Source organism: Pseudolactococcus piscium, assembly GCF_002441695.1.
Lineage (GTDB): Bacteria > Bacillota > Bacilli > Lactobacillales > Streptococcaceae > Pseudolactococcus > Pseudolactococcus piscium.
The window spans coordinates 43,122-60,733 of sequence record NZ_JXJW01000004.1 but is presented as its reverse complement, the minus strand read 5'-3'; the positions used below and the strand labels follow the sequence as shown (position 1 = coordinate 60,733).

Here is a 17,612-nt window from a genome sequence, read left to right as displayed (position 1 = left end):
GAGGCAAAATATGGCGAAAATAAGTGATGTAGCAGAAAAAACAGGGTATTCCATCACAACCATTTCTAGAGCAATTAATGATCATCCTTATGTATCGGATAAAGCAAAAAAGAAAATTTTTGACGTGATGAGAGAGCTAGACTACTATCCTAATAATGTCGCGCAGCAGTTAAGGGGAAAAGGGACAAAACTGATCGGGGTCATCATCTCTTTTGTGACCAACCCTTTTTTTACCTATTTGGTAGATGCAATTGAGAAAGTAGCCTATCAAGCTGGCTATCAAATTGTTGTTTTGCAGACTTTAGAAGAAGCTGATCGGGAACAAAAATTTATTGAAATGCTAAAAAAACGACAACTGGATGGCTTGATCATGACCAGTCTTGACAATGATAGTCCTGAGGTATTAAAGTTGATTGAGAGTGGTAAAATCGTTGTTTGTAATCGTTATCTCGGTGATAAGGATATTCCGCTTATCCGGATTGATGAAAAAAAGGCAACGTATGAAGCGACCTACTATTTACTGTCTAAAGGCTATCGGAAAATAGCCTATGTATCTGCTAATAAACCAAGTAGGATACATGTTGATCCTAGATTTGCAGGCTATCATGAAGCGCTAACGGCATTTAACATTGACCTTAACTGGGATTATGTCTTGTTACGTCGCGCATCAATAGGTGATGGTCGAAGTACCTTAACGGATATTTTAGCAATGGGTGAAAATAAACCAGATGCGGTTTTAGTCATCAGTGACGAGGTCGCATCTGGGATTTTAAGCCAATGTCATCTTTTAAATATTAAAGTACCGGAAACACTTGCCATTATCGGCTTTGATGATCAACCCATTGCTGATGTATTATATCCGGGTTTGACGACGATCCGCCAACCAATTCAGGAGCTGGGAGAGTATGTAGCGACAGTCATGATTGCACATATCGAACACAAGGCCTTGCCAGAAAAACCAGAATTAAAAACAAAGCTGATCATTAGGGGTACCGCTTAATCGATTTTAAATCCTAGTTTAAGGATTTTTTTTATACCCTATTTACCATGTGTGAAAAAAATATTTTATAATAGAAAAATAATAGGTTATTAGCAAATATTGCAGACACAGCAGTAGTTTGCTACCATTTTATACAAGTTATGAAAAGGGTTGACATAGTCAAATAAGTATAGTAAAATGCAAGTATAAAGAAATGAAAGCGCTTGCTTTCGGAGGGAGGGTCAGCATTGTAGGTGGTTGTGGAGAATTATTTGACAATAGGCTAGTCATGTTTCCTATCATGATCAGTTGCTATTGTTAAAAAATTTTGCATAGTATGAAAACGGTTGACATAAAATTTTTAACAGACTTGTCATATTGACTAGTCCCATTTATCGAAGGAGAATACGATGAAGAGATGGCAAAAATTAGGGTTGGGCTTGCTGACAGTTGCGGCGATAACGTCACTAGCGGCTTGCGGTAATGCAAGTTCTAAAAGTGGTGGAGATGATTTCTTGTATGTCTTTAATGGCAAGGGAGAAATTGCAGATCCTTTGAAAAAAGTAGTTGAAGAATACGGCAAAGAAAATAATATTAAGGTTAAAACGTATACTTTATCAGTTGGCACAACAAATGGTAACGAAGTACAGACAACTGAATTTAGCTCGAAAACACCACCAACCATCTTCTCATCTGGTACCTTAACAAACTGGGGCCCTGACTCTGGCGATTACATGCAAGATATCAACAAACTTGATAATGCTAAACTTAAGAAACTAGCAGATGAAATTCCAGACGCGCAGCGATTGACAGCTAAAAAAGGGGAAAACTTTGGCTTGCCTTATAACATTGAAGGCTATGGCTACCAAGTAGATAAAACTGTCTTGAAAGATCTATTTGAGGGGGATACAGATGCTTTGGTAGCAGACCTTAAAGCAGAACCTAATTACGAGGCATGGCAAGGATTTGTCAAAGCAGTTGATGCTTACATCAAAGATGGCACTGTGTCAACGGTAACTGTTAATGGTCATCCTTATACACTTGCCTCAGAGAAAAAAGGATTAGCTAAAGAGTTAAATGGTGTGTTTGTTGAATCTGGAGCTGAAATTTGGACCTATCAAAACCACTGGGTGTCACTTCCTTTGAATGCTGTCTTTAAAAATGTTTCTGAAGCTTACTATGCTAAAGGAGATGAAGGGATTAAAGATGCCAAATCAGCATTGAAATCTGAAATCAAAGGGCTTGACTTTGAATATTCTTATATGGCTGGTAAAAACGGCCCAGTCAAACGTGGTCCTGACTTCATTGATAGTGCAACAGGCAGCTATGATGCCTCACTTGCCAACTTTGTTGCCCACAAAGGGGTATTCCTGAAACAAGGTAACTGGATTTATCCAAACTTGTTAAAAATCAATAAACAAATTATTGACACAATGGATTTAGTCCCAATCAAATGGCCAGTACAAGACAGCGATATCAAAGTTAAAGGACGTGATGCCAAACAGTTTAATACAACGATTCCAGCATTCGTACCAAACTACTTTATCGTTAACAAACAAGTCAGCAAGAAACAACAAAAAATTGCAGCTGACTTCCTAGTTTGGCTTTATACGTCTGATAGAGGTAAAAAATTCCTCAAAGAAGAAGCCGGATTCATCATGTACAATGACTTGAAAGATACGACTTCTCCAAATAAACTCAACAACGCAATTGCGTCTTACGTTGCAGCGGGACCAACACTTGGTAATCCATTTGATGGGACACCTGGCTCATTTAATGATACGATCGGTGATGTCTTGAAAAAAGATTACATGACCAAAGCGAACTGGACTGAAAAAGACTACGACAACTACGTTGATAAATCAGTTAAAACTTGGGTAGACTTTAAGGAGCAAAGTGGTAAATAATTAAGTACCACGTCTTAAAAAGAGATTGAGTACCCATATTGTTGATGCAGTATGGGTATTTAATTTTTAAAAACAAGGGCTTAATTACTTAAGTAGAAATTTTATCTATTTCAGATACTATAGGTATCACAAGTACGATATGTGACATGCTTATCATGACTTGTGGTCCAACTAAATGAGGTGAGTTAATGTCAAAATTATATAGAAAATGGTTCTTTCCATTTGTTTTGCCAGCTGTTGCCGTTTTCCTAATCGTCGTTTTGGTGCCATTTATCATCGGTATCTTCTATTCGTTTACTGGTTGGCGTGGCTCGTTTTTCATGGGAGCCAATGGGCGGACAACAAATCCTTTCGAGGCCTTTGTTGGCTTGAAAAACTACCTGGCTGCATTTAAACAAGAGTCATTCCGATCAGCCTTCTTTTTCTCAGTGAAATTCACTGTTCTAGCTGTTATTGCCGTCAATATTGTTGCCTTAGCACAAGCGCTGTTAGTCAATGCTATCGGAAAAGCTGTCGGTATCTTTCGCGCCACGTTTTTCCTACCTAACTTGCTTGGCGGGTTATCACTCGGCTTTATCTGGCTTTTCATCTTTAACAATATCTTTACCAAAGTATTATTTGGCAAAGATGGCGTGTTACCGATTAAATTCTTGACTTACATGACAGATAAAGACCCGAATAAACTGATGTTTGCGATTTTGATCATGGCAGTCTGGCAAATGTCTGGCTACATGATGGTTATCTATACGACTGGATTAGCCAATATCTCAGATGATTATTATGAGGCGGCATCTATAGATGGTGCCAATGCCTTCCAAAAATTTTTCAAAATCACGGTGCCGATGTTGGTCCCAAGTTTTACAATCGTTTTCTTCCTTGTCCTGTCTAGATGTTTCATGCTACTCGACCAAAATATTGCCTTGACAAATAATGCACCACAGGGCTATAGGATGTTAGCAGCACAAGTACTAAAAGTAACAAGTGATACAAATGGTAACTATGGTATTGCCCAAGCAGAAGCAGTTATTTTCTTCTTAGTTGTGGCCGCAATTTCAATCACGCAAACTGTTATTTTGAAAGGTAAAGAGGTGGAGATGCAATGAACCATTCAGTAGAAACAGCAGGTCAAAAATTAGGCAAGGTTTTCATGTTTCTCATCCTGTTAGTGATGGGCTTAGTCACAATCTTTCCGATTGCTTTTATGTTCATGAATTCTTTTAAGTCACAAGCTGAAATTGTGGACTCCCCTTTGGCATTACCAAAAGAGATTACCTTTAAATACATCTCACATGCCATGACGCAAATCAATTTGCTACCGTCATTTATTTTAACTGTCTTAATCACAGTCCTAGCAGTTACCTTCATCGTCTTATTATCATCAAGCGCTGCATGGATGATGGTGCGTGTGAAGAGCAAACTGGCTATGATTATCCTCTTGGTTTTCACAGCATCCATGCTTATTCCGTTTCAAGCAGTGATGTATCCCTTGATTTCGATGTTTGAAAGTGTGGGCTTGAAAAATGTTCCAGGCCTCATCATCATGTATGGTGGCTTTGGTCTAGCCATGTCAACCTTCCTTTATCATGGTTTTATGAAGAGTGTTCCAGTATCCTTGGAAGAAGCTGCTATCATAGATGGTGCAAATGTCTTCCAAGTCTACTTTAAAATCGTCATGCCACTCGTGAGACCGACTACGGTAACAGTTATCATCCTGAATGCCATGTGGGTTTGGAATGACTACCTCTTACCTTTCCTAGTACTAGGGGACTCTGAGCACAAAACCTTAACCTTAGCCTTGTATTACGCAAAAATGAAAGATGGCCCCTATTCAGTGCCATGGGATCTCATGTTTCCAGCAGTCTTGATCACGGTGATTCCAGTTATTATCTTGTTCATCTTCTTGCAAAAACAAATTATTAAAGGGATGGCAGATGGCGCTGTTAAATAGGTGGGCTAGATCATGTTTGATGATCATAGAGTGATAGAAAATAGCATAGGCTCAAGGTAAGTAATAAAAATAGGAGTGGCAATGAGTAAATACATCGAGTTGGTTGAATATGACAGTCCGATTAATTTGAAAATGTTCGAGAATGAAAATACCTTAGCTAGCTTTCCACATTTTCATAAGGAAGTGGAAATCATCTATGTGAAAAAAGGCTGTGTCAATATTGCCTATCAAAATGAGATTATCGGGTTAGCAGAAAAAGAACTCATCATTTTTCCAAGTGGTGCAACGCATTCATTTCTGTCATCACCTGATAGTGCGCGTTATGTTTACCAGTTCGATTTGGCTATATTTGATGAGAAGCTATTAGGCATTAGCCAATCACAATTAATCGCCTTATTTGAAACAGCTCAAACGTGTAGCAAGTCCTGGCCAAATGCACTAGCCCAGACAGCAGCAGACTTGCTAGATAAGCTATTTGAGACAACGCAATCCAGCTCACTTGCTGTACCTTGTTTGCAGCTGGGCTATCTGATGCAACTCATAGGTATGTTTTTGGAGGAGTTACCGCAAGGCAACGCAAGTAAGCCAATGCTCAACCATTCCGAAGTTAAATACAAGGAAGATTTAGTGCTACTTAACAAAATATTTGGCTACATTGAAACCCACTTTCAAGAAGATATCACGCTTGAAACAATTAGTGACCTGGTCGGCTTTAGTCCCTACTATTTCACGCGTTTCTTCAAGAAACACATCGGTCAAACCTTTATTCAATTTCTAAGTGATTATCGGTTAGATCAAGCCAGATATATTTTGAGTCAGGAAAGGTTGCCCATGGTAGACGTCGCTGATAAAGCAGGGTTTTCAAGTGTGAAAACCTTCCATCATGTCTTTAAAAAATCACAAGGCATCTCACCCTTACAATATCAAAAGCAACTACAGGCAAAACGGTGGATCAAATAGCGCATCTCAGTACTCAGAAAAGATGCGCAATATCTGGGAATTTTCTGTTAGAGAATTGGGAAGTATTGCGTGGCAAAATTTACTAAAATAAAGGTATCAAATGAAACGCTTATACAGCGATATGGAGGATAAAATGAGCTTGAAAATTGGCATTATTGGGTGCGGTGGTATCGCAAATGGGAAACATTTACCAGCACTTTCAAAATTAGCTATCGTTGAATTAGTCGCTTTTTGTGACCTAGAAGTTTCTCGTGCTGAGGCAGCAAAAAAAGCATTTGGCACTGAGGACGCATTGGTCTTTACAGATTATCAAGACCTCTTAAAACTTGAGTTAGATGCGGTTCATGTCCTAACACCTAATGTGTCACATGCACCGTTAACAATTGCCGCTTTGGAAGCTGGCTGCCATGTGATGTGTGAAAAACCAATGGCTAAAACATCCGAAGAAGCTAAGGCGATGATAGAAGCAGCCAAAAGAACAGGAAAAAAACTAACGATTGGCTATCAAAATCGGTTCAGAACAGATTCGCAATATCTACATACGATTTGTGAGGCGGGCGAGCTTGGTGAAGTTTATACAGCCAAAGCACATGCCATCAGACGTCGCGCAGTCCCAACTTGGGGCGTCTTCCTTGATGAAGCAGCCCAAGGTGGCGGACCATTGATCGATATCGGAACACATGCCCTTGATTTAACGCTTTGGATGATGGACAACTACATCCCTAAATATGTGGTTGGTAATGCCTATCATAAATTATCTGGCACTAAAAATGCGGCTAATGCATGGGGCCCATGGGATCCAGAAAAATTTACAGTAGAAGACTCAGCGATTGGCTTTGTTGTCATGGAAAATGGGGCAACCATCTACCTTGAATCAAGTTGGGCCATCAACTCATTAGATGTCAAAGAAGCCAAAACAACCTTGATGGGGACAAAAGCTGGTGCTGACATGAATAACGGCTTGACCATTAATGGTGAAGAACATGGCTTGCTCTACGAGAAAAAAATTGAGCTTGAAACTGGTGGTGTTGATTTCTATGATGGTGCTGGTGATGATCCTGCCTTTAATGAAGCTGAGAGTTGGTATGATGCTGTGGTTAATGATACAGCCCCACTCGTTAAACCCGAGCAAGCATTGGTTGTCACACAAATATTAGAAGGTATCTATGAGTCAGCTAAAACTGGTCAACCCGTCTTCTTATAGTCGTTTAGACAGCAGAAAGCATAGAAAGTGTTAGCAAATGATTAAAGTCACCATATGGAATGAATATCGACATGAATTGATGGATCCCAAAGTGAGTAGCATGTACCCGAAAGGCATACACGGGCAGCTAGCCTCATTTTTACAAGATGAATTTGAGGTCATAACAGCAACCTTGGATCAGCCCGAACACGGCTTAACTGAGGCTATCTTAGCCAATACTGATGTCTTGCTATGGTGGGGACATATTGCCCACGACGAGGTAGCAGATAGCATAGTCGATCGTGTCCATCAACGTGTCCTTGAAGGGATGGGGTTGATTGTCTTACATTCAGGTCATTTCTCCAAGCTATTCAAGAAATTGATGGGGACATCATGTGATTTGAAATGGCGAGAAGACGAACAGCCTTGTCGTATCTGGAATGTTAATCCTGGACACCCGATTACACAGGGCATTGGTGACTTCATCGATTTGGAGATGGAAGAGATGTATGGTGAACACTTTGATATTCCAGCACCTGACGAGTTGGTCCTCGTTAGCTGGTATCCTGGCGGTGAAATTTTCCGAAGTGGCTGTGTCTACAAACGCGGTAATGGCAAAATTTTCTACTTCCAACCAGGTCATGAAACCTACCCAAGCTACTATGATGGAAATGTACAGCGTATCATCAAGAATGCTGTTTCGTTTTGTGCCCCAACAGGCAATCGTTATCCAAGTTATGGTCATTTTGAAAAAAAGGAGATTAAGGCATGAAATTAGGCGTTTTTACCCCATTATTTAATAACTTATCGTTTGATGAGATGATAGCTGAAGTCGCATCTAAAGGCTTGCAAACTGTCGAAATTGGCACTGGTGGTAGTCCGGGTAATGCCCACTTAGATATTGATAAATTACTAGCATCTAGTGATGCCCGTAAAGACTATTTGGCTAGACTATCAGATAAAAATTTAGAAATTTCAGCCCTATCTTGCCACAATAATCCGATTTCACCACTCGCTGATGTTGCCAAAGAAGCGGATGAATTACTACGCAAAACAATCAAACTGGCAAGTTTGATGCATGTCCCCGTTGTGAATGGCTTTTCCGGTGTAGCAGGTGGGAATGCAACAGATACCCATGTCAACTGGCCAGTCCTACCTTGGCCGACAGAATATGATGATTCATACAATTATCAATGGGACAACAAATTGATTCCTTACTGGAAGGGGATCAACACGGAAGCAACAGCTGCTGGAATTAAGATCGGTATTGAGTTACATGGTGGCTTCTTGGCACATACACCTTACACGATGCTAAGACTGCGTGATGCAGCGGGTGACGCTATAGGGTGTAATCTCGATCCGAGCCATCTGTGGTGGCAAGGAATTGATCCAGTCGCTGCCATAAAAATATTAGGATCAAAAAACGCAATTCATCATTTCCATGCCAAGGATACTTATTTGGATCAAGACAATATCAATATGCATGGTTTAACTGATATGCAGCCGTATGATAATGTTGCAACACGCGCCTGGACTTTCCGGTCAGTTGGCTGTGGGCATGACTTAAAAGTCTGGTCTGATATTGTATCGGCATTGCGGATATATGGCTACGATTATGTGCTGAGTATTGAACATGAAGATCCGATCATGTCGATTGATGAAGGCTTAAATCGTGCGATCATAAACTTACGTTCAGTGATGATTCAGGATCAACCAGCAAATCCATGGTGGTTATAAGCTAATTTATTAGTCCTAGGTGACCCGAGTCAGAGCAAGTGAGATAAGTTTAGCATCGCGTTAGGACTGATAACAGTTAAAAGAGAGATAGGATAAAAGAGGTAAGAAAATGACAGCGATTAAGTTTGTGATCATCGGTTACGGTGGGATGGGGAGTTATCATAAAAAGGAATTGATGCCGAGTGAACTTGTGCAGGTCGTTGGGGTTTATGATATTGCACAAACAGCCCAGGATAATGCGCGTGAGGCGGGACTTAAAGTATATGATAGTCTGGAACGTGTCCTAGCTGATGAGACAGTGGAAGCGGTATTAATCGCAACGCCAAATGATGCCCATAAAACGATAGCAATTGCCGCGCTTCATGCTGGTAAGCACGTCATTTGTGAGAAACCTGTTGCCATGAATGTTGCAGAACTCGATGATATCTTAGCGGTTGCAAAGGAAACTGGCAATACCTTCATGGTGCATCAAAATCGCCGTTGGGATCCGGATTTTCTCGTGATTCGAGACCTGTATCAAACGGGTCAAATAGGTGATTTGTTCCAGATTGAATCTCGTGTCCATGGTGCAAATGGTATACCAGGTGACTGGCGAGAGCAGGCAAAGCATGGCGGTGGCATGTTGCTGGATTGGGGTGTCCACCTAATCGATCAGCTATTGTGGCTGATCGATAGTCCCATCAAACAGATGTCAGCTGACTTCTCCTATATTTTAGGCAATGAGGTTGATGATGGCTTCATCCTTTATTTGACATTTGAGAATGGTATACGTGCCCTAATTGAAGTGGGCACGACAAACTATAGTCAATTACCGCGCTGGTATGTTAAAGGCCTAAATGGTGCTGCGAAAATAGAAAACTGGGATCTATCAGGTGAACTTGTCGTGGCAACAAATAAAGCAGATGTCCTTGCGCCTAAGCCAATCAAAGCCGGTGTTGGCCTGACTAAGACGATGGCACCACCATCCGAGGAAGCAACGCTCAAACATGCTATCAAGCCAATACCTGCTGATTTTGTCCCATTCTATCAGAATGTCTTTGATGTTATGAGACATGGTGCACACCCAATCGTTAAAAATGAGCAAGTTCGCAAAGTCTTGCAGCTTATCGATGATGTCTTTGCACTGGTTGAAGATGTTAAATAAGTTAATTTGATAAAGTACACTAAATTTTCATACTAGAAAAACGGTTGTTGCATTTGCAATAAGCGTTTTTTTGACACATGCTAATCTCAAGAAGAGATACCTGATTATAAGCATATTTTTCCTAAGTTAAACTGCTGCTTATGTATGATTACAAAGACATATAAAATAAAAACAGAAAACGCTTGCAAAATATTTTTTTTATGGTAGAATGAATTTGTAAGTAACTTGTACGTACAAGTTAAAGGTATTGTAACTGCCATTTTTTTATTTATATAATGCTATCTTAAAGGAGACCCGTATGGGAAAATTTGAAAAACAAGCCAAGGAGCTGCTCGACGCGATTGGTGGGAAAGAAAATGTTGCCGCAGTAACCCACTGCGCAACGCGCATGCGCTTTGTGCTCAACGATGATGACAAAGCAGACAAAAAAAGAATCGAAGCTATTTCAACGACCAAAGGCATGTTTACAAATGCCGGACAATTTCAAGTCATCATCGGCAATGACGTTGCTGACTTTTATAATGACTTTTCAGCAATCAGTGGGATAGAAGGTGTCTCAAAAGAAGCTGCCAAGTCAGCTGCTAAGACCAATCAAAATGTTATTCAAAAATTAGTTGGTACCTTGTCTGAGATTTTTACACCCTTATTACCAGCAATTATTGTAGGGGGGCTTATCCTAGGCTTCCGTAATATTTTGGAAGGTGTGCAGATACAAGCCTTAGGTCAAGCTGCTGTCGATGGCGTATTAAAAGTCACTTCAGAAGGTAAACCAGTTTGGAATACAATCGTGCAGGTCTCACCATTTTGGAATGGTGTCAATAGTTTTCTATGGTTGCCTGGTGAAGCGATTTTCCACTTCTTACCAGTTGGGATTACCTGGTCAGTTACCCGTAAGATGGGCACCACGCAAATCTTGGGGATTGTCCTTGGGATTACCCTAGTTTCACCACAGCTTTTAAATGCTTATGCTGTAAATGGGACGACAGCTGCTGAAATTGCCAAAAATTGGACTTGGGACTTTGGCTTCTTTACCCTAGAAAAAATCGGCTACCAAGCGCAAGTTATTCCTGCTATGGCAGCAGGGTTCTTATTAGCCTATTTAGAACGTTTCTTTAGAAAACACATTCCAGAAGCTATTTCTATGATTTTTGTACCTTTATTCTCACTATTGCCAACAATCATTGCGGCTCACGCAATCATTGGCCCGATCGGTTGGAAAATTGGACAAGGGATTTCCTTTGTGGTGAATACAGGGCTAACGTCCTCTCTTGCTTGGTTATTCGGTGGTGTCTTTGGTATTCTTTATGCTCCACTCGTGATTACAGGCTTGCATCATACAACATTAGCCATTGATGCCCAGTTGATTGCCGATTATGGCTCAACCAATTTGTGGCCATTGATCGATCTGTCTAATATCGCCCAAGGTGCATCAGTATTTGCTGTTTATCTTCTCCATAAAAAGAACAAAAAAGAAGCAGAAATTTCAGTGCCATCTACGATTTCAGCATGGTTAGGGGTAACTGAACCAGCCATGTTCGGGATTAACTTAAAATACCTCTATCCCTTTGTCGCTGCCATGATAGGATCAGGTATCGCAGGCATGGTCTCTACGTTCATGGGTGTTCGGGCTAACTCGATTGGTGTTGGTGGACTGCCTGGTATTCTAGCCATTCGTGGTGAAGACATGTTGAAATTCTTATTGCCAATGTTAATCGCACTAGTTGTACCAATCGTATTGACCTTCTTCTTCCGTCAAGCGGGTATTTTTAATAAACTTGACAGAGTAGGTGCTGGCGCAGTAAACTTATCTGAACAGGATGCAACGCTTGATGCTTTAGAAAGTGCCGCAAAAGCGGGAACAGCTATCGGGACGACAGTTGAGATTGCTAGCCCCTTAAAAGGAGAGGTACGGGCACTCTCAACTGCTAGCGATCCTGTCTTTAGTGAGGGTATGATGGGTGAGGGTGTGGTTATCCTACCTTCTGAAGGCCTGTTATCAGCCCCCTTTGCTGGGGTCGTATCAGCTGTCTTTCCAACTAAACATGCGATTGGCCTCATTTCTGATGCCGGTGTAGAAGTGCTGATTCATATCGGTATGGACACTGTTTCCTTAGCAGGTAAAGGCTTTGAAACCTTTGTTGCGCAAGGTGATCATGTCATAAAAGGTCAGAAATTACTGACATTTGATATCGACTTCATCAAAAATCAAGGATTTGTCATCGAAACACCAGTTATTGTGACAAATCAAGATAGTTTTCAAGCAGATTTACTAGGGCAGGTGCCACATGCGACGTTGGCAGGTGAAGGGATCATGACTGCCACTAAACGATAAGAACAAGTACAAGTAAATGATAAAGGGGCTAACCGCAAGGAGAACGCCCTTTTGTTAATTAAGGGGATGAATAGCATGACGTTTAAAAATAAAGTAATCTATCAGATTTATCCTAAATCTTATTTAGGTACAACAGGAAATGGGATAGGAGATATACAAGGGATTATCTCAAAGCTTGATTATCTAGCTGATCTTGGCATCGATATGATCTGGCTAAATCCGATCTACCCAAGTCCTCAGCGTGATAATGGCTATGACATTTCAGACTATACAGCTATTGACCCAGTATTTGGGACAATGACTGACTTTGATAGGCTGATCGCCGCAGCTAAGCAACGCGGCATTGATGTCATGCTGGATATGGTACTTAACCATGTATCTATCGAACATGAGTGGTTTCAAAAGGCCTTGGCAGGGGATACCTACTATCAAGATTTCTTCTTCATTCAAGACACACCGACTGACTGGGTATCAAAATTCGGTGGTAACGCTTGGGCACCGTTTGGTGATACGGGCAAATATTACCTCCACTTATTTGATGTCACACAGGCTGACCTCAACTGGCGTAATGAGCATGTCCGAAAGGCCTTGTTTGAGGTGGTCAATTTTTGGCGGGAGAAAGGTGTGTATGGTTTCCGCTTCGATGTGATTAATCTGATCGGTAAAGATACGCTGCTTAAGTCAAATCCAGTGAATGAGGGCAAAGCGGAATACACGGATAAACCGCTGACACATGACTATCTACACATGCTGAATCGTGCAACATTTGGTCAAGACGAGGCGAGTATCACGGTTGGGGAGATGAGTTCGACAACCATTGATAACTGTATCCTCTATAGCCAACCTAACCGGCATGAACTATCGATGGCCTTTAATTTCCATCATCTGAAAGTAGATTATGCTGATGGTCAAAAATGGACCAAATCACCCTTTGATTTTCAAGCATTAAGAACCCTTTTTCATAGCTGGGGAGAACAGATGAGCGATGGTCATGGCTGGAATGCGCTTTTTTGGAACAACCATGATCAACCGCGTGCAATTAATCGATTTATCGACTACAAAAACTTCCGGATTAAGGGCGCAACCATGCTGGCAGCAAGTATCCATCTCAGTCGTGGGACACCTTATATTTATATGGGGGAGGAGATTGGCATGATCGACCCAGATTTTAAGGATATGTCTGATTATGTAGACGTTGAATCTAAAAATGCCTATCAAAACCTGCTAGAGAGTGGTCACAGTCATGCGCAGGCCTTCGAAATCATTCAAATCAAGTCCCGTGATAATGCTAGAACACCGATGCAGTGGGACAATACAGCAAATGCAGGCTTTTCAACAGGACAGCCTTGGCTTGCAACAGGCAATCATCAGGAGATTAATGTTGAAAATGATAAAGATGGTGAAATATATCGCTTTTATAAGCAATTGATTGCACTCCGTAAATCAGATGACTTGATTGCTGAGGGGAGTTACCAAGCAGCCTATCAAGACTCAGATACGATTTATGGCTTTATCCGTGAATTCGGAGATCGTAAGCTACTTGTGCTTAACAATTTTTCAAATCAGGTTGTTAACTTTGACATAGTAACTGAATTTAAAAATAGTGAGATTTTGATTAATAATTATTCAGCCTACACTGCAAATAGCCTACACCCCTATCAAGCTATCGCTTTTCTTATATAAACCGTTTTGACGATTAGCTAAAACAGGACAGTTATGATCCACTTGTTGAGGCCGTTTACTGAGGCTTATTATATAAGTAGTAGTTGGATTGATTGGGTTCGGTCAACTATGTGATGGCAGCACTAAATTGTCTTAAATAATGCTATAAAAGTTGTCTTCGGACAACTTTTTTTGTCGTATTCCTTAACGGGTATGTTACTAGTCGTAAGTATTTGAAGATATATAAATAAATAAAAAATAAATTATTTATGATAAATTTAAAACAAGTATCTCATGTTAATTTAACTGTTATTATAATGTAAGATATGATAAAATATCAATATAGAGGACTTAAATAATGAGTGAGTAGGCTCTTAGGCGGGCCTACATACTATCTGGATTTAAAAGGAAAAGTTATGAAAAAATATGTGATTCTGGGCATCATCTTACTAAGCAATTTTTGCTTTATCGGGAAAATTGATGCCAAAGATTTTGTCGTCCCATCCGCAGATTATAGTGTGTCTGATCAGGAAGTCACAGGCTTTCCCTATTCATCTGTTGTCTATCTATCAAAAAAGTTTCCTGCGGGTAATGGCAGTAGAGGATCTGGAGTGGTTATCGGTAGGGATTACGTCCTTACCGCTGGGCATGTGAATAATGGTTGGGAGACGGTTGATATCATACCAGGTCTCAGAAGTAATAACTCGCATCCTTTTGGAAAATGGACTGGAGATAGAGAAAAGTCAAAGACGAGCCCATACTATCAAGGCGGCTATGGTCGAGATGATTATGCAGTCATCAAAGTCAATCCTAGGAAGAACAACGATGGCTCCTATACACATATTGGTGACGTGGTGAAACCCTTAACCCTGCTTACTGATGCTGCCAATCATTCTTTTTTTACTGGTGATAACCTCGCCTTAGTCGGTTATCCAAGCTTTAATGGCCGTACGCAACATTTTTCCAACTATAATGTGACTAGAATTAAAGGCGTCTACACAGTTTATGGGACCTCCAGACATTCAGGTGGTTTGTCAGGAGGTCCTCTACTAAATAATGCTGCCCAAGTGATTGGACCTTATCATGGAGGTAGCCAGGTTTCTGCGATGGGCCATCCAAAGGTAGACGAGTTTGTATTACCATGGGGATTAAATCAAGAAACGTCTAGGGTATATGTCTGTCCAGATAAGTCAGAGTGGGAGATAAAAAGAAAACAAATTAATCCCGAGGGAAGCTATGTAGAAAAAAAGAATGGGGATACGATCAGCTCAGATGAATTAAAAAAAGCAAGTGACGTAAAACCAGGTTATCGACTAACCAAATTAACGGACGGTGTTAATACGTATGATGTAAATAATAGTCTTAAGATGTTAATAGGCGGTCTGACCTTGTATCCTAAAGAGGCGATCGCAAATCGCTATCAGATCAAGTTTGATGGAAATAGTGGTCTTGGAACGATGGACAATCAAGCCATGACCTATGATAAAAAGGCAACTGTTTCAAAAAATAAGTTTGAGAAGGTAGGTTACCAGTTCAAGGGCTGGAATACGCAAAAGGACGGTCAAGGTCAGGGCCATATAGCAGATGAGGAGATTCAAAATTTATCAACTGAGCAGAACGGTACGGCTATTCTCTATGCACAGTGGCAGGCGGATCAAGAATCAGCTACGGTATCTTACATAGATGATACGACAAATCGTATCCTGTCGATGGATCAACTATCTGGCCTATATGAGACAAGAGATGGCTATGCTACAGCGTCGATGATAGCTGACTATATCAACCAGGGCTATGTCCTTGTTTCGGACGCTTTTCCGTCAAGTGGATTAGCCTATGATAAACCAGGGGTTGTTCAAACCTTTGAGGTCCATTTAAAGCATCAGATTTCAAAAAAAATGAATACAAAAAAAGTCAGTCGAACCATCCGTTATACCTATGAAGATGGCACAAAAGCAGCTGATGATGTAACGACAGTCATCTATTTTACTAGATTGGAAATCATAAATGAGGTGACGGGAGATACTAAGTATGGTGCCTGGGTATCTCAAGATGGCAGTACGACATTTGATTCAATCGCCTCACCAACTATATCTGGTACGACAGCAGACTATCTGAAAATAGACGCGGTAAATGATATTACGGGTGATACAAATGATATGACGTCACAAGTGGTTTATCGAAAAGCTATCCCAAGTAGTGCGGTAGAGGAAAATAAAGAAAAAAATAGTTCCCCTAATGAAAAAAAAGCAGGAACCGCATTACCTAAACCACAGTCATCAAAAAATAAGTCATTAAAATCTGTCCTGCCTAAAACTGGTGAATCCAGTAACTTTAAACAGAGCATCATCGGTTTTTTACTAACTGGTCTTATCATTATCGGGCTAATTAGCTACAGAAACCTAAGAAAAGCGTCTTAAACATTAAATAGTCGCATGCAAACTGCTAAATTTAGGTCACAAGTCTATTGAATTGACTGCGTTCTTTGTCATAGAGGATGAAACGTCTTTTATGATAAAAATAGCTTATACGACTCGTAATCAGTTGTCTTTCTTGTCTAACAAGACTTGACAAATGAATAAATATGCATTAAAATAGACTTATTATTCATTTCTGGTTTTGTTTATTTTCAATAGTAAATGAGATCTGCCCATAGAAAGATAGGTCTATTTTATGTTTCAAGGACGTTCATTATTAAAAGAAATTGATTTCACCCAAGCAGAGTTAACCTATTTGATTGATTTTGCGATTCATTTAAAGAAACTTAAGCAAAACAATATTCCCCATGCTTATTTGGCAGGAAAAAACATTGCCCTCTTGTTTGAAAAGACATCAACTAGAACGCGTGCTGCCTTTACTGTTGCAGCAAATGATTTAGGGGCGCATCCAGAATTTCTTGGGCCAAATGATATCCAGTTTGGTAAAAAAGAATCGACGGCTGATACAGCAAAAGTTTTAGGTAGCATGTTTGATGGTATTCAATTTCGAGGCTTTAAGCAAAGTGATGTTGAGATTTTAGCTGCTAAATCAGGCGTACCTGTCTGGAATGGTTTGACAGACACCTGGCACCCAACACAGATGTTAGCTGACTTTATGACAATCAAAGAGACACTGGGTGACTATGTTGGCAAACACCTCGTTTATGTTGGAGATGGTCGAAATAACATGGCCAATTCACTTTTGGTGACATCTGCTATTTTAGGCGTGCATATTACGATTTTAGCACCAGAAGCCTTACAACCAGACATTGCTATCCAAAATATTGCTGCAGAGAAAGCCTTGGAAACGGGTAGTGAGATTGTTATTACTGCTGATACTGCTGCGGTGAAGGGTGCTGATATCATCTATACCGATGTGTGGGTTAGTATGGGAGAAGAAGATAAATACGACGAGCGTATTGCTATGCTTCTGCCTTATCAAGTCAATAGTGACTTACTTGCTAAAACAGATAATCCTAACTGTATCTTTATGCACTGTTTACCAGCTTTTCATGATTTAGAAACGAAAACGATGGCTGATATCCATCATAAAACAGGTTTGACAGCATTAGAAGTGACAGAAGCTGTCTTCCAAAGTGAAAATTCTGTCGTCTTTCAAGAAGCTGAGAACCGCCTGCACTCGATTAAAGCTGTGATGGCAGCAACGCTAGGTAATTTATTTATCCCAACAGTTTAGTTTTAAGTAGTATAGGGCCACACAAGCAGTTAGAAATAGCAGTATTTACAAGACTAAAACTGCAGAAGTCAACGTGTTTTCCCTGATT

At 40.4% G+C, this 17,612-nt stretch carries 13 protein-coding genes; all 13 read left to right on the top strand.

Going from position 1 to position 17,612, the window contains the following annotated elements:
• The first annotated feature begins 10 nt into the window (after positions 1 to 10).
• The 13 genes from RU86_RS02990 to argF all read left to right on the top strand — a co-directional run bounded on the left by RU86_RS02990 (position 11) and on the right by argF (position 17,524).
• Positions 11 to 1,000: a LacI family DNA-binding transcriptional regulator gene (locus RU86_RS02990; protein ID WP_096813994.1), complete on the top strand. Its 990-nt coding sequence runs from the start codon at positions 11 to 13 to the stop codon at positions 998 to 1,000.
• A 389-nt stretch (positions 1,001 to 1,389) separates the two neighbouring features.
• Entirely contained in the window at positions 1,390 to 2,886 is a 1,497-nt protein-coding gene (locus RU86_RS02985; RefSeq protein ID WP_096813993.1) for an ABC transporter substrate-binding protein, read from the top strand.
• Between the two features lie 188 nt (positions 2,887 to 3,074).
• The gene (locus RU86_RS02980; RefSeq protein WP_047915920.1) at positions 3,075 to 3,989 is read left to right on the top strand and encodes a carbohydrate ABC transporter permease; all 915 of its coding nucleotides are present in this window, start codon (positions 3,075 to 3,077) and stop codon (positions 3,987 to 3,989) included.
• A complete protein-coding gene (locus RU86_RS02975; protein WP_096813992.1) occupies positions 3,986 to 4,834 on the top strand; it encodes a carbohydrate ABC transporter permease in 849 nt (282 codons plus the stop codon). The genes RU86_RS02980 and RU86_RS02975 overlap by 4 nt, the downstream gene beginning before the upstream one ends.
• A gap of 81 nt (positions 4,835 to 4,915) precedes the next feature.
• Positions 4,916 to 5,794, top strand: a complete 879-nt coding sequence (locus RU86_RS02970) for an AraC family transcriptional regulator (RefSeq protein WP_096813991.1) — start codon at positions 4,916 to 4,918, stop codon at positions 5,792 to 5,794.
• A 133-nt stretch (positions 5,795 to 5,927) separates the two neighbouring features.
• Positions 5,928 to 6,998 carry a Gfo/Idh/MocA family protein gene (locus tag RU86_RS02965; protein ID WP_096813990.1) on the top strand — a complete coding sequence of 357 codons (1,071 nt, stop codon included), beginning with the start codon at positions 5,928 to 5,930 and terminating at the stop codon, positions 6,996 to 6,998.
• 37 nt (positions 6,999 to 7,035) lie between these two features.
• The gene (locus RU86_RS02960; RefSeq protein WP_096813989.1) at positions 7,036 to 7,749 is read left to right on the top strand and encodes a ThuA domain-containing protein; all 714 of its coding nucleotides are present in this window, start codon (positions 7,036 to 7,038) and stop codon (positions 7,747 to 7,749) included.
• Positions 7,746 to 8,714, top strand: coding sequence for a sugar phosphate isomerase/epimerase family protein (locus RU86_RS02955; protein WP_096813988.1), 969 nt, complete (start codon positions 7,746 to 7,748; stop codon positions 8,712 to 8,714). Before RU86_RS02960 ends, RU86_RS02955 begins: the two co-directional genes overlap by 4 nt.
• Positions 8,715 to 8,823: 109 nt before the next feature.
• Positions 8,824 to 9,858 (top strand): Gfo/Idh/MocA family protein, encoded by a 1,035-nt coding sequence (locus RU86_RS02950; RefSeq protein ID WP_096813987.1) that lies wholly within the window; start codon positions 8,824 to 8,826, stop codon positions 9,856 to 9,858.
• A gap of 298 nt (positions 9,859 to 10,156) precedes the next feature.
• On the top strand, positions 10,157 to 12,190 hold the full coding sequence (treP, locus tag RU86_RS02945; RefSeq protein WP_096813986.1) for a PTS system trehalose-specific EIIBC component: 2,034 nt from the start codon (positions 10,157 to 10,159) through the stop codon (positions 12,188 to 12,190).
• Positions 12,191 to 12,265: 75 nt separating this feature from the next.
• Positions 12,266 to 13,873 carry an alpha,alpha-phosphotrehalase gene (gene treC, locus RU86_RS02940; RefSeq protein WP_096813985.1) on the top strand — a complete coding sequence of 536 codons (1,608 nt, stop codon included), beginning with the start codon at positions 12,266 to 12,268 and terminating at the stop codon, positions 13,871 to 13,873.
• Between the two features lie 395 nt (positions 13,874 to 14,268).
• The gene (locus tag RU86_RS02935; RefSeq protein ID WP_096813984.1) at positions 14,269 to 16,269 is read left to right on the top strand and encodes a mucin-binding protein; all 2,001 of its coding nucleotides are present in this window, start codon (positions 14,269 to 14,271) and stop codon (positions 16,267 to 16,269) included.
• A 253-nt stretch (positions 16,270 to 16,522) separates the two neighbouring features.
• Positions 16,523 to 17,524, top strand: a complete 1,002-nt coding sequence (argF, locus tag RU86_RS02930; RefSeq protein WP_096813983.1) for an ornithine carbamoyltransferase — start codon at positions 16,523 to 16,525, stop codon at positions 17,522 to 17,524.
• The last annotated feature ends 88 nt before the right edge of the window (positions 17,525 to 17,612 follow it).

Bases quoted from the DNA above. Each gene is read 5' to 3' on its own strand.
- RU86_RS02990 (WP_096813994.1), top strand. From the start codon at position 11: ATGGCGAAAATAAGTGATGTAGCAGAAAAAACAGGGTATTCCATCACA.
- RU86_RS02985 (WP_096813993.1), top strand. From the start codon at position 1,390: ATGAAGAGATGGCAAAAATTAGGGTTGGGCTTGCTGACAGTTGCGGCG.
- RU86_RS02980 (WP_047915920.1), top strand. From the start codon at position 3,075: ATGTCAAAATTATATAGAAAATGGTTCTTTCCATTTGTTTTGCCAGCT.
- RU86_RS02975 (WP_096813992.1), top strand. From the start codon at position 3,986: ATGAACCATTCAGTAGAAACAGCAGGTCAAAAATTAGGCAAGGTTTTC.
- RU86_RS02970 (WP_096813991.1), top strand. From the start codon at position 4,916: ATGAGTAAATACATCGAGTTGGTTGAATATGACAGTCCGATTAATTTG.
- RU86_RS02965 (WP_096813990.1), top strand. From the start codon at position 5,928: ATGAGCTTGAAAATTGGCATTATTGGGTGCGGTGGTATCGCAAATGGG.
- RU86_RS02960 (WP_096813989.1), top strand. From the start codon at position 7,036: ATGATTAAAGTCACCATATGGAATGAATATCGACATGAATTGATGGAT.
- RU86_RS02955 (WP_096813988.1), top strand. From the start codon at position 7,746: ATGAAATTAGGCGTTTTTACCCCATTATTTAATAACTTATCGTTTGAT.
- RU86_RS02950 (WP_096813987.1), top strand. From the start codon at position 8,824: ATGACAGCGATTAAGTTTGTGATCATCGGTTACGGTGGGATGGGGAGT.
- treP (WP_096813986.1), top strand. From the start codon at position 10,157: ATGGGAAAATTTGAAAAACAAGCCAAGGAGCTGCTCGACGCGATTGGT.
- treC (WP_096813985.1), top strand. From the start codon at position 12,266: ATGACGTTTAAAAATAAAGTAATCTATCAGATTTATCCTAAATCTTAT.
- RU86_RS02935 (WP_096813984.1), top strand. From the start codon at position 14,269: ATGAAAAAATATGTGATTCTGGGCATCATCTTACTAAGCAATTTTTGC.
- argF (WP_096813983.1), top strand. From the start codon at position 16,523: ATGTTTCAAGGACGTTCATTATTAAAAGAAATTGATTTCACCCAAGCA.